This window comes from Enterobacter sp. JMULE2, from assembly GCF_013337145.1.
Taxonomy (GTDB): Bacteria; Pseudomonadota; Gammaproteobacteria; order Enterobacterales; family Enterobacteriaceae; genus Enterobacter; species Enterobacter mori.
Window position 1 is genome coordinate 258,589 of sequence record NZ_SGWD01000016.1, and the last position, 12,206, is coordinate 270,794.

The window sequence follows — 12,206 nt, forward strand, 5'->3', positions numbered from 1 at the left end:
GTAAGGCGAACGCCGCCACCCGGCACTACAGGCAGCACGTTATGCTTTCGCTTTCGCCACGGTCACCATTGCCGCGCGAATGGTACGACCGTTCAGGGTATAACCTTTCTTCATCACACCCAACACCTTACCGGCTTCAATTTCTTCAGACTCCACCATGGCGGTCGCCTGGTGTACGTTCGGATCCAGCGGTACATTGGTATCGGCAATCACTTCCACGCCAAACTTACGCACCACGTCCAGCATCGACTTCAACGTCAGCTCGATACCTTCGATCATTGCCGCGTTATCCGGATTCGCTTTGTCTGCCACTTCCAGCGCACGATCCAGGCTATCGATGACCGGCAGCAGTTCATTGACGAATTTTTCCAGCGCAAATTTGTGCGCTTTCTCAACGTCCAGCTCGGTACGACGACGCAGGTTTTCCATTTCCGCTTTGATACGCAGCACGCCATCGCGTTCGCGATTTTGCGCTTCTACCAGCTGGGCTTCCAGGTTGGCAATTTTTTCATCGCGCGGGTCCACCTGCTCAGCAGACGCTTCTGGCTCTACAGCCTCAACTTCATCGTGCTGTTCCGTGATAATTTCTTCAGGGGCTTGCCCCTCAGGCGTTTTCTGTTCTTTACTACTCATGAATTTCTCCGCGTTTTTCTGCATTCATCTCGCTAACTTCGCTTATTATGGGGATCAGTTTCCGGGATTCAAGGGAACAAGACAGATTGTCATCATTCATCAGGCACAAGGACCTCCAGAAAATGAATAATCATTTCAGGTGTATTGGGATCGTCGGGCATCCGCGTCACCCTACCGCATTGACGACACATGAAATGTTGTATCGCTGGCTGTGTGGCAAAGGCTATGAAGTGATGGTCGAGCAGCAGATTGCTCAGGAGCTGCAGCTGAAGGGCGTTAAAACCGGCACGCTGGCAGAAATTGGTCAGCAGGCGGATCTCGCCGTGGTGGTGGGCGGCGACGGCAACATGCTTGGCGCAGCCCGCACGCTGGCGCGTTATGATATTAAGGTCATCGGCATCAACCGTGGCAATCTCGGTTTTTTAACCGATCTCGACCCGGATAATGCCCAGCAGCAACTTGCTGACGTGCTGGAAGGGCACTACATCAGCGAAAAACGTTTTTTACTGGAAGCGCAGGTGTGCCAGCAGGACTGCCAGAAGCGCATCAGCACCGCGATCAACGAGGTGGTTCTCCACCCCGGTAAAGTGGCGCACATGATTGAGTTCGAAGTGTATATCGACGAAATCTTTGCCTTTTCGCAGCGCTCTGACGGGCTGATTATCTCAACGCCGACGGGCTCAACCGCCTACTCGCTTTCTGCGGGCGGCCCAATCCTGACACCATCACTGGATGCCATCACCCTGGTGCCGATGTTCCCGCACACGCTCTCCGCCCGCCCGCTGGTTATCAACGGCGACAGCACGATTCGTCTGCGCTTCTCACACCGCCGTAATGACCTGGAGATCAGCTGCGACAGCCAGATAGCGCTGCCGATCCAGGAAGGTGAAGATGTCCTCATTCGTCGATGTGATTACCACCTGAATCTGATTCATCCGAAAGATTACAGCTATTTCAACACATTAAGCTCGAAGCTTGGCTGGTCAAAAAAATTGTTCTGATTTTGCATCCAGCACTTTACTGTATAAAAAACCAGTTTATACTGTATGAAAACACAGTTATGGTTTTTCATACAGGAAAACAATTATGCTGGCACAACTGACCATCAGCAACTTTGCCATTGTTCGTGAGCTTGAGATCGACTTCCACAGCGGCATGACGGCAATCACCGGTGAAACCGGTGCGGGTAAATCTATTGCCATTGATGCCCTCGGCTTGTGCCTTGGCGGCCGCGCAGAGGGCGATATGGTGCGCCGGGGCGCAACCCGTGCCGACCTGTGCGCCCGTTTTTCCCTGAAAGACACCCCTGCAGCCCTGCGCTGGCTGGAAGCGAACCAGCTCGAAGACGGACGTGAGTGTTTACTCCGCCGCGTCATCAGCAGCGACGGTCGTTCCCGCGGTTTTATCAACGGTACAGCGGTCCCCCTTTCCCAGCTTCGCGAGCTTGGCCAGTTGCTTATCCAGATCCACGGTCAGCACGCGCATCAACAGTTGATTAAACCCGAGCAGCAGAAGGCCCTTCTTGATGGCTATGCAGGTGAGTACGCGCTTACTCAGCTTATGGCGGAACACTATCGCCAGTGGCATCAGAGCTGCCGTGAACTCGCTCAACACCAGCAGCAAAGTCAGGAGCGAGCAGCCCGTGCGGAACTGCTGGCGTATCAGCTTAAAGAGCTGAACGAATTCAACCCGCAGGCGGGAGAGTTTGAGCAAATCGACGAAGAGTACAAACGTCTGGCTAACAGCGGTCATTTACTTTCAACCAGCCAAAATGCGCTCAACATGCTGGCAGATGGCGAAGACGTAAATCTACAGAGCCAGTTGTATAACGTCCGTCAGCTGGTTACCGAACTGGTCGGGATGGACAGTAAACTCTCTGGCGTCCTGGATATGCTGGAAGAAGCGGCCATTCAGATCTCCGAAGCGGGTGACGAACTGCGCCACTACTGTGAACGTCTGGATCTCGACCCGAACCGTTTGTTTGAGCTTGAGCAGCGTATATCCCGTCAGATCTCACTGGCGCGTAAGCACCACGTCACGCCGGAGGAGTTGCCAGCCTTTTATCAGTCTCTCCTTGATGAACAACACCAGCTCGACGATCAGGCTGATTCACTGGAAACGCTGTCTCTGGCGGTAAACCTGCACCATCAGCAGGCGCTGGCAACAGCGAAACAGCTGCACGATATCCGTCAGCACTATGCGCAGGAGTTAAGCCAGCACATCACCGACAGCATGCACACCCTGGCGATGCCGCACGGCGTGTTCAGTATTGATGTTCGCTTCGAAGAGAGCCACCTGACTGCGGAAGGCGCGGATCGCATCGAATTCCGCGTCACCACGAACCCAGGTCAGCCTTTGCAGGCCATCTCTAAGGTCGCCTCCGGCGGCGAACTGTCGCGTATTGCACTGGCGATTCAGGTGATTACCGCGCGTAAAATGGAAACCCCGGCGCTGATTTTCGATGAAGTGGATGTAGGGATCAGTGGTCCGACAGCGGCCGTTGTAGGCAAACTGTTGCGCCAGTTGGGCGAATCGACTCAGGTGATGTGTGTCACCCACCTTCCACAGGTGGCTGGCTGTGGTCATCATCACTTTATCGTCAGCAAAGAGACGGATGGTGAAATGACCGAAACGCACATGAAACCGCTGGATAAACGCGCGCGTCTGCAGGAGCTGGCGCGCCTGCTCGGTGGTAGCGAAGTCACCCGCAATACGCTCGCGAATGCGAAAGAACTGCTGGCGGCATAAACTTTTTCGGGATCTCAGAGTCATAGAGAACAACAAAAACGCCGCCAGACCGGTTTCAAAGTGGGGCAAGGTCTATTATCATCGGCATATTACATATGAGCCGCGTTCTGCTCGGGCCCGAAAAGGAATCAAATCACTATGCGTTGTAAAATGCTGACCGCTGCCGCAGCGGTTCTTCTGATGTTGACCGCAGGCTGTTCCACTCTGGAGAAAGTGGTTTACCGTCCTGACATCAACCAGGGGAACTACCTTACCCCTAACGATGTGTCCAAAATCCGCGTGGGAATGACACAACAGCAGGTCGCTTATGCACTGGGAACCCCGATGATGTCCGATCCGTTCGGTACAAATACATGGTTCTATGTATTCCGTCAGCAGCCAGGCCACGAAGACGTGACCCAGCAGACCCTGACGTTGACCTTCAGCAGCGCCGGTGTCTTAACCAACATCGACAACAAGCCTGCCCTGACCAAATAATCAGAAGTCAGAAATGCAAAAAGGTGCTCATTGAGCACCTTTTTTGTGTCTGAACTCTAGCGCAGAATCGTAGCCCCGGTAAGCGCAGCGCCACCTGGGAAAGAAAGCGCTACTTACCCGCTTTCTCCGCACGCTGACGACGCAGTTCTTTCGGGTCGGCAATCAGCGGGCGATAAATCTCAACCCGGTCGCCCTCTTTCAATACGTCGCCCAGCTTCACCGGACGGCTGTAAATCCCGACCTTATTCTTCGCCAGGTCGATATCGCTGCGAAGCTCAAGGATGCCGGAAGCGCGAATAGCCGCCTCGACGGTGGCCCCCTCTTCCAGCGTCACGCGCTGCAGATACTGCTTTTCCGGCAGCGCATACACCACTTCCACCGCAATCTTATGCGACACTGTAAACCTCTTTGGCGCGGGTCGTGAACGCCTGAACCATGTTAGACGCCAGCTCTTTGAAGATGCGGCCAAACGCCAGCTCAATAAGCTTGTTGGTAAACTCGAAATCCAGCTGGAATTCGATACGACAGGCATCTGCACTCAGCGGCGTAAACTTCCAGCCGCCCATCAGGGTCTTAAACGGACCATCCACCAGATGCATCAAAATACTCTGATTATCGGTCAGCGTATTGCGGGTGGTGAACGTCTTGCTGATCCCCGCTTTGGAGACATCCACCGCCGCCGTCATCTGCGTTGGGCCGGACTCCAGAACACGACTCCCGGTGCACCCGGGGATGAATTCAGGATAAGACTGAACGTCGTTCACTAACTGATACATTTGTTCCGCGCTGTAAGGCACGAGCGCAGTACGGCTAATCTGAGGCATAGCATTTTCCATGGTCACACAACGGACAAATAATAACATTTATCACCTGTTAAAAAAACGCTAAGCCTCATCTCGTGCTAATATAGCGCGTTAGACCTCACGGGACGCAATGAGGTGACTTTTTGAAATCAGATTACCGACGGCTTTACGACACTTATGACGAAGAAAAAAGCACATAAACCAGGATCGGCGACCATTGCGCTCAACAAGCGTGCTCGCCACGAGTATTTCATTGAAGAAGAATTCGAAGCAGGTCTTGCGCTGCAGGGCTGGGAAGTAAAATCGCTGCGCGCGGGTAAAGCAAACATTGGCGACAGTTACGTGATCCTGAAAGACGGCGAAGCTTTCCTGTTCGGTGCGAACTTTACACCGCTGACCGTCGCCTCTTCACACTACGTATGCGACCCAACGCGCACGCGTAAACTGCTGCTGAACAAGCGTGAGCTTGAATCTCTTTACGGGCGCATCAACCGTGAAGGCTTTACCGTTGTTGCGCTCTCTATGTACTGGAAAAATGCCTGGTGCAAAGTGAAAATTGGCGTGGCGAAAGGTAAAAAACAGCACGACAAACGTACTGACCTGAAAGCGCGCGAATGGCAGTTGGATAAAGCGCGCATCATGAAAAACGCAGGACGTTGATTCTGCACACTTATTGTACTATTCAATAAGTTAGCGTTTCGGGCTGGTATCCAGGAAGTGAAATCTGGTATACTCAGTTCAACACTATTGGGGCTGATTCTGGATTCGACGGGATTTGCGAAACCCAAGGTGCATGCCGAGGGGCGGTTTGCCTCGTAAAAAGCCGCAAAAAAATAGTCGCAAACGACGAAAACTACGCTTTAGCAGCTTAATAACCTGCTAAGAGCCCTCTCTCCCTAGCTTCCGCTCTTAAGACGGGGATCAAAGAGAGGTCAAACCCAAAAGAGATCGCGTGGAAGCCCTGCCTGGGGTTGAAGCGTTAAAACTAATCAGGCTAGTTCGTTAGTGGCGTGTCTGTCCGCAGCTGGCGTGCGAATGTAAAGACAAACTAAGCATGTAGTACCGAGGATGTAGAAATTTCGGACGCGGGTTCAACTCCCGCCAGCTCCACCAAATAAAACAAGGGGTTACGTGAAAACGTAGCCCCTTTTTCTATTCCAATGGCGGCAAAATGGCGACAGGCTTTTGGACTGGCGACAAAAAAACCCGCTTTCAAAGCGGGCTCTTTTTAAAAATTCATGTGCCCTTGCCCATCTTTTCCCGGATGTGGGGGCGCAGAAGAAATCACATTAGGCTTAATGATATGCCTAACAAATGTTTCATGCGTGACAAAAGTACAACCGCAGTTGATATTTTGGCACTGGTTGTAACGTTCTTTGGTTGTTGCTGATACCTGAAAACTGCTTCTTGTATGGGCTGCCTGGCCGCACTCTGGACAATTCATCATTCCGGTTATACCACCACTTTTGCCAAAATCACAATAATGATACATCATTATTCAATTTTGAGAACACATTACTCCATTTCGAGATCATCAATCTTAACTTCAAGCTTCAGAGTCGTAGTAAAACCATTATCTGCACTGACATTATGCGTCAGCGTGGTAATGGTCCATTCGGCATCATCAATGGGCTGTTTAAAGCCGCTCACCTTCACCGGCATTTCGGTATACAGATCAGCCCTTCCCTTTGCGAGCTGCAGGGAGAATGTTGCAACCCCGCGCTGCAGGCGCTCCCATTGCATCTTTGCCGCTCGCTCTGCATTGCTGCGGTTTGCATAAGTTCTGTTGAGTACCAGCACGTTTTCATCCGTTCCAACCAGGTAATCTCCCTGTTTTGCTTCCGGCTCCTTTGCCGCGGTGGTTTTCTTTCGACGGCGCTTAACCTTTGCTGTCTCTTTTTTCTTTGGCTCACGGGTATGGAGCCAGCTGGCAATCACCCCCGTATAGGCATCGCGATCTGCCAGGGTAAAACGATGACCGTCACCGGCCTGGCGGGTTATGGTTATAACCGGCAGCGGCTTACCGCTTGCCGTTCTGCCCTGCCCCTGACGGATAAACAAGAGATTTCCGTCCTTAACTGAGGCTATCGCCCCATACTGCCGCGCCAGCTTCATCAAAAAGCTGGCGTCGCTTTCATTAGTCTGGTCAAGATGATCGACAGGCTTGTCCAACAGGTCCTTTCCCAGCGCCATCTTTAATTTATGCCTGCCCGCGATTTCCTTCACAACTTCGCCCACCGTTGTCTGGTGCCAGGACTTTTCACGCCGCGTATTCAGGGTTTCACGGAAATCTGCACTACGCGCGCGGATTGTGAGACGGTCAGGCGCGCCGCTGTGCTCAATCTCATCGACAGTAAAGGCCCCTTTCGGAAAAAGCGGCTGACCTTTCCACCCCAGCGCAAACTGAATAATGGCCCCCCGACGCGGCAGAACGATTTGCCCGTCCGAGTCGTCCAGCTCCAGATCAAGCTGGTCCGCTTCAAAGCCCCGGTTATCCGTCAGCGTCAGACTCATCAGGCGCGCATCCAGCACGGTAGTCACATCTTTACCTTCAATGATGATGCTGAAACCGGGGGTTTTACTGTTCAGGTTCAGGAGTTCAGAGCTGAAATTCACTGCAGTAACCCCCCAATCGTATTTTTCATATTGCCTATCGCAGAGGTGGCGGAGTCCTGCAAATTACTGAGCTGATCGCTGAGGCTGCCAAACATATCAGACAGCGATTCATCCACCCGTTTTAGGCTCAGCGAAAATTCGATGCGCCGGGGCATACCGCTCTCAAAAAATTCTGTTTTAGTCTGGCTCAGACTCTCGATAACAAACATGCCGTAAATTGTCCCGCTCCCCTCAATCAAAGGCCAGGCTTTCCCCAGCTCCGCCATCTGCTCCAGCGCCAGCAAAGACAGCCTGCCGCCGGTTATCTCCGGCAGCAGGACACCGGACAGAGTAAGCGAATCGTTATCCGGCCCAAGAAACTGCGTTGACGGGCGCCGGTTAACCCGGCTGTTTGCTGCGTGCCGCCAGCTGCGCTGATACTGCAGCTCCTGATAGGGCACGGTTCGCAGCATGAATACGTACAACCCCAGCACCATCATCATTATTCGTAACCCCCTCGATCACTGAAATTACTGCGTGTTTTTGCCCTGGCCCTGCGCTCTCGCTCATCAAGCTGCCGGGCCACCTCGCGGGCGATATCCTGTGCGCTTTGCCCTGGCTGGGCGACAATATGAATTGGCGCGCTTATCTCGTACTTAATTACCTGCGGCTGTCTCTCTGCCTTTGCTGACGGTGCCGGTTGCGTCCTGACAGGTACACTGTACGGATGAAGTGGTGCGGCTTCTGCCGGGGCAGCCGCCAGGCCCATTACCCTAGCGACCACGGAAGCGAACACCTTCTGGCGCATAGCCATCGGGTCAGCCCTGTTATCCGTGATTTCCGTAAGGGCCGCTGCTGGCATGACGGCCGCAGCGATATCAGCCCGCTCCGCAGCACGATCCCGACCAGGAAGTTTTACCGGGGCGTTAACAATCTCAGGAAGCAGTATTAACCTGCTTTCAGGCCGTTGCTCCGGGCTGGCTGTTACATCACGAACGGGGCTTACTGTTGCCGCCAGTTTCACAAGTTCAGTAGTGCGATTGATTACCGGAAGATTTGCCGGACCATTCACACTATCAGGCGGCAGATCTATCCCGCGTTCAGGACGTTGTTTAGCGCTGGCCGGTTCCGTCCGGGAAGGATTGAGCGTTGCCGCAACCCTCGCCAGATCAGCAGTCCGTTTCCTGCCGGTGACATTGGCGGGTCCGTTAACAATCTCAGGGCCATTCTCGCCCACGATGCCGAACTGGCCGCGCGGAATGGTACCGCCACTGTCGTACATGCCCGCAAAACCCATCGTCGGGAATCCGCCAGGCGGCAGCACCACTTTACCGTCTGTGTTTACCGTGGCTGGCTGCCGCCGCGTGACCTGCTCAGGAAGCTTCGCTTTGGCCGCCTCCTTGCTGACGATGCCGAGTTTTTCAAGCAGCCAGGACACGCCCGATTTGAGCGAATCCAGCGGGTGCATGACCATGTTCAGCCCTGCCGCCAGCTCTTCCCCAAATTGCCGTCCCATCGACGCCGCGCTTTGCAGCTCTGCAGAGGTGGATTTAACCGGCGTCAGCAGATCAGTAAACCAGCCCCACAATGCCTGGACCTTGTCACCTATCCACTGGAAAACAGGCTGCAGTGGCTCAAACGCCGCACTGATAGGCGCAGCTGCAGCTTTGAATCCTTCAACCACTCCGCCTAAAAATGCGCTTATCGGCTGCCAGTATTTCCAGACAACCAGCGCCACGCCAGCCAGCGCCGCCACAACGAGCCCTATCGGACTAAGCAGGGCGCCCAGCAATCCAGAAATCCCGTACAGCGCAACGCGAAGGAGGGCCAGCGGGCCGGACGCCAGAAAACGCAGCACGCCACCGGCTACGGATAATCCCCCGCGCAACGCGGCCAGTGGATTCATTACCATGCCGATAATGTTGCGAATACCAGACATTCCGCCGCGAAGGACAGCAAGCGGCGCACCGGCCAGCGCTTTCAGCGCATTGCCAGCCAGCCCGGCAGAACGGCGCAAGGAGTTAAGGGGAGACGCCAGCAATCCGGTGCTGCTGCCGGATGCCGCCAGGCCACGGCGCAACAGGGAAAGCGGCGCATTTGCCAGCCAGGACAGCGCGCCCCCAGTGCGGGTCACTGCAGACATAACGGAGGGGAGTGTTTTTACACCCAACACGGACAGGCCAAAACGGATCACCGCCAGCGGCCCCAGAACGGCAGCCACGGCCACCGCCAGCGTGCCGAGCACAACGGTGATCGCAGCTGTGGCTGCAGCCACTTTCATCAGCGTGCCCGCCAGCTGCGGGTTAGCCTCAACCCATCGACGCAGTGCCCCGGTAACGTTTTTGACGTACCCCATGATATCCATCAGCGGCTGGCGCAGGGTTTCACCCAGGCTACTGAAAGCGTTCTGCGCGCCCGTTTTAACAAGCAACCACTGCGCGGAAAGTGAATCCTTATTGATATCGGATTCTTTCTGCATGGAGCCGTTAGCCTCAGTGCCTGAGGTGAGTTTCAGCTGTCGCTGCAGCTCCGGCAGGTTGTTTGCAAGCTTCGCCGCATCGTCGCCAAACTCCTTACCAAATATCATCGTCATGGCGGACAGGCGCTTGTCCTGCGGCAGTTTGTTGACCTTCTCCAGCACGCGCTGAATGGTCCCCATTGCGTCCTTTGTCATCTGCTTTTCAATCTCTTCTGGATTGAGTTTCAGCAGATCCATACCTTCCATGAACCGCTTGCTCTGCATGGTTGCAATCGACAGTTCGCGCACCATCGCATTTGATGCGCTGGCGGCAATTTCAGGCGCGGCGCCCAGAGACAGGAAGGTGGAACCCAGCGCGGCCGCCTTGCGGAAATCAAGCCGGTCAGCCACGCCGCCCATGCGCTGCAACACATTGATGATATCGCCGCCCTTAGACATGGCGTTATCGTCCAGGTAGTTCAGGGCATCGCCAAGCTGTTCAATATTTCGGGTCGGCACTTTATACAGCTGCGCGATTTTCCCCAGCCCCTCCGCCAGCTCATCAGCGGGCAGCTCGAATGCCGTTGCGGCCTTTGCTGCAGTGGATGCAAAGGCCAGCAGGTCACGCTTCTGGTCTTCGTAAGAATCGTTCTGGTTTGTCACGCCCATGCGGGCGCCACCTTCAACCAGCGCGGCATAGTCAATAGCGCCATTCTCCATCGGCAGCTGTTCACTGGCGGCTTTGATGGCATCCTGCATATCGTAAAACTGTTTTGTGCGGTTTCCGTTGTCGTCCCGAAGCCCGTTAACCTGCTTTGCCACGCCTTTCATCGCATCTTCCATGCTGGCGTAGCTTTTAACGGCTGCCATCAGCGGCGCGCCCATCGCCAGCCCGGCGGCAGTAGTCGTTGCTCCGGCGCCCGCGATACGATCCCGCACCTCAAGTCGCCGGGAATACTGATCGCGGACGGCGTTCATTCGGGCCTGCTGCTCGCCCAGGAGTTTAAGGGATTTCTGCTGTCGGTCCAGCGCCTGCCGGGTTTCGTCGGCATTCTGCCGCAGCTCCCGCTGTGCACTGCTCAGCTTTTTGGTGTCCAGCCCGGCCTCATTGAGCGCAAGACGCTGACGCTGCACCGACTGACGCAGGCCGTTGTATTTACTTTGCAGCTCGTTAACGCGGTTTTTTGCCTGCTCAAGCAGGCGCGCCTGCGCCGCCGTCGGCCGGTTAGTGGCCGAGAACTGCGTGGCAAGCTTCGCCGCTTCTTCGCGTGCGGCTTTAAGACTGTTGCCGGTGACGGCCAGCTGCACGCTTGCCTTGCGAAAACCGTCAATACGGCCCGCCTGGGCGTCCAGTTCTTTTAATCTTGCGCGGCTTTGCTGAATGGCGGTAGCCAGCTCTTTAGAACTGGCCTGCGCTGATCGGAATGGGCGGGTGAGTTTATCAACCGCATTTAGAATTACCTGCAAACGCAGGTTAGTGTCACTCATCGCTGGCCCCGCTTCTCTGAATCGCTTTATGCCGCCACTCCAGCACTTCGGTCAGCGGCATAACGTCAGTGACGGACGGCGGCCAGTGAAAAATGGTGGCGATATCAGCCACCAGGTCTTCTACCGTCAGGCTGTCGGCAAACCGGCAAGCACCGATTTCTTCAACAAAAAAGTGACCACCTCAACCGACAGCGCGGTGAGATCGGCGGGGTCCATTTCAGCCATTTCCTGAGCGGTCAGCGCGGGCGTGGAGATGCGGGGAATAATCGTCATCATCGCGCCGACGTCCATATCCATGATCGCCTGCAGACGGGTGCCACGCAGCGCGCCGGACTGCGGCTTGCGCAGCACAATTTCGGCAATTTCGGTTTTACCGCGTTTGATTGGGGTGTCCAGCTGTACGGTTTTTTCAGTCTGTTGTTCGCTCATTGTCATTTCCTGTTAATAAGGTACTGGCGCGGCTGCCCGCGCCTTTAAAGTAGATCAGAGGCCCAGGGCGTTGCGGTGTTCTTCCATCAGGTCCACGCCATCAACGATTTCAATCATGTTGATCACATCAACCTCATAGAGCACCTCGCCGTTAATGGTCAGCTTCGCGTAGCTGTTGGTGCTGCTGACTTTTGTGGTGTTGCTCTCGCCGGTTTTCCATTCGCCGGAATCGACTTCTTTATGTCGCCCACGCACAACCAGCTCAACGGCCTGCACTTCGCCGGTATCATCACGCTGAATGGAGCCGGTGAAACGCAGCTGGATGCCGTCAACGGTGGCTTTACCCATCTGCTTGAATAACAGCAGTTCGGTACCACCGATTGAAAATTCCGTGTCCAGCGCCCCATCATCCAGCCCCAGATCAACATCAGCCGAACCGGGCATACCGCCGCCGCGATACTTTTCAAACTTGCGGCCGAATTTAGGCAGGGTCAGGGACTCAACGATCCCCTGATAGTTATTCCCGTCGTTAAACAGGTTCAGGTGTTTTAACTTGCGTGGTAAAGCCATATTGT

14 protein-coding genes and 1 other RNA gene are annotated in these 12,206 nt (G+C 54.8%); 5 read left to right on the forward strand and 10 right to left on the reverse strand.

Features of this window, described 5'->3' with window-relative positions; genetic code table 11:
- Positions 1–39: 39 nt before the first annotated feature.
- Positions 40–633 carry a nucleotide exchange factor GrpE gene (gene grpE, locus EXW94_RS21240; RefSeq protein WP_174340939.1) on the reverse strand — a complete coding sequence of 198 codons (594 nt, stop codon included), beginning with the start codon at positions 631–633 and terminating at the stop codon, positions 40–42.
- 122 nt (positions 634–755) lie between these two features.
- On the opposite strand from grpE, the gene nadK reads away from it, so the two are divergent.
- From nadK to bamE, 3 genes are all read left to right on the forward strand, one after another.
- Entirely contained in the window at positions 756–1,634 is an 879-nt protein-coding gene (nadK, locus tag EXW94_RS21245) for an NAD(+) kinase (RefSeq protein WP_042717523.1), read from the forward strand.
- Between the two features lie 85 nt (positions 1,635–1,719).
- Positions 1,720–3,381 carry a DNA repair protein RecN gene (gene recN / locus EXW94_RS21250; RefSeq protein WP_010434161.1) on the forward strand — a complete coding sequence of 554 codons (1,662 nt, stop codon included), beginning with the start codon at positions 1,720–1,722 and terminating at the stop codon, positions 3,379–3,381.
- Between the two features lie 138 nt (positions 3,382–3,519).
- The gene (gene bamE / locus EXW94_RS21255; RefSeq protein WP_014884883.1) at positions 3,520–3,858 is read left to right on the forward strand and encodes an outer membrane protein assembly factor BamE; all 339 of its coding nucleotides are present in this window, start codon (positions 3,520–3,522) and stop codon (positions 3,856–3,858) included.
- A 109-nt stretch (positions 3,859–3,967) separates the two neighbouring features.
- On the opposite strand, the gene EXW94_RS21260 is transcribed toward bamE, so the two are convergent.
- Positions 3,968–4,255 carry an RnfH family protein gene (locus tag EXW94_RS21260; protein ID WP_023308884.1) on the reverse strand — a complete coding sequence of 96 codons (288 nt, stop codon included), beginning with the start codon at positions 4,253–4,255 and terminating at the stop codon, positions 3,968–3,970.
- Positions 4,245–4,682, reverse strand: coding sequence for a type II toxin-antitoxin system RatA family toxin (locus EXW94_RS21265; RefSeq protein WP_010434164.1), 438 nt, complete (start codon positions 4,680–4,682; stop codon positions 4,245–4,247). Before EXW94_RS21265 ends, EXW94_RS21260 begins: the two co-directional genes overlap by 11 nt.
- Before the next feature lie 156 nt (positions 4,683–4,838).
- Between EXW94_RS21265 and smpB the strand changes: the two genes are divergently transcribed.
- Positions 4,839–5,321 carry an SsrA-binding protein SmpB gene (gene smpB / locus EXW94_RS21270; RefSeq protein ID WP_174340940.1) on the forward strand — a complete coding sequence of 161 codons (483 nt, stop codon included), beginning with the start codon at positions 4,839–4,841 and terminating at the stop codon, positions 5,319–5,321.
- Positions 5,322–5,410: 89 nt separating this feature from the next.
- Positions 5,411–5,774: a transfer-messenger RNA gene (gene ssrA, locus EXW94_RS21275) on the forward strand.
- Positions 5,775–5,889: 115 nt separating this feature from the next.
- Here the strand turns inward: ssrA and EXW94_RS21280 are convergent.
- The 7 genes from EXW94_RS21280 to EXW94_RS21310 all read right to left on the reverse strand — a co-directional run bounded on the left by EXW94_RS21280 (position 5,890) and on the right by EXW94_RS21310 (position 12,201).
- The gene (locus tag EXW94_RS21280) at positions 5,890–6,108 is read right to left on the reverse strand and encodes an ogr/Delta-like zinc finger family protein (RefSeq protein ID WP_045334934.1); all 219 of its coding nucleotides are present in this window, start codon (positions 6,106–6,108) and stop codon (positions 5,890–5,892) included.
- A gap of 68 nt (positions 6,109–6,176) precedes the next feature.
- Complete coding sequence (locus tag EXW94_RS21285) at positions 6,177–7,277, reverse strand: phage late control D family protein (protein WP_174340941.1); 1,101 nt, start codon at positions 7,275–7,277, stop codon at positions 6,177–6,179.
- Entirely contained in the window at positions 7,274–7,759 is a 486-nt protein-coding gene (locus tag EXW94_RS21290) for a phage tail protein (RefSeq protein ID WP_174340942.1), read from the reverse strand. The genes EXW94_RS21285 and EXW94_RS21290 overlap by 4 nt, the downstream gene beginning before the upstream one ends.
- Positions 7,759–11,202 carry a phage tail tape measure protein gene (locus tag EXW94_RS21295; RefSeq protein ID WP_174340943.1) on the reverse strand — a complete coding sequence of 1,148 codons (3,444 nt, stop codon included), beginning with the start codon at positions 11,200–11,202 and terminating at the stop codon, positions 7,759–7,761. The genes EXW94_RS21290 and EXW94_RS21295 overlap by 1 nt, the downstream gene beginning before the upstream one ends.
- Complete coding sequence (locus EXW94_RS21300; RefSeq protein WP_007848878.1) at positions 11,195–11,314, reverse strand: GpE family phage tail protein; 120 nt, start codon at positions 11,312–11,314, stop codon at positions 11,195–11,197. Before EXW94_RS21300 ends, EXW94_RS21295 begins: the two co-directional genes overlap by 8 nt.
- 14 nt (positions 11,315–11,328) lie before the next feature.
- On the reverse strand, positions 11,329–11,631 hold the full coding sequence (locus tag EXW94_RS21305; protein ID WP_014884889.1) for a phage tail assembly protein: 303 nt from the start codon (positions 11,629–11,631) through the stop codon (positions 11,329–11,331).
- 54 nt (positions 11,632–11,685) lie between these two features.
- Positions 11,686–12,201, reverse strand: a complete 516-nt coding sequence (locus EXW94_RS21310; protein ID WP_007848874.1) for a phage major tail tube protein — start codon at positions 12,199–12,201, stop codon at positions 11,686–11,688.
- Positions 12,202–12,206 lie beyond the last annotated feature (5 nt).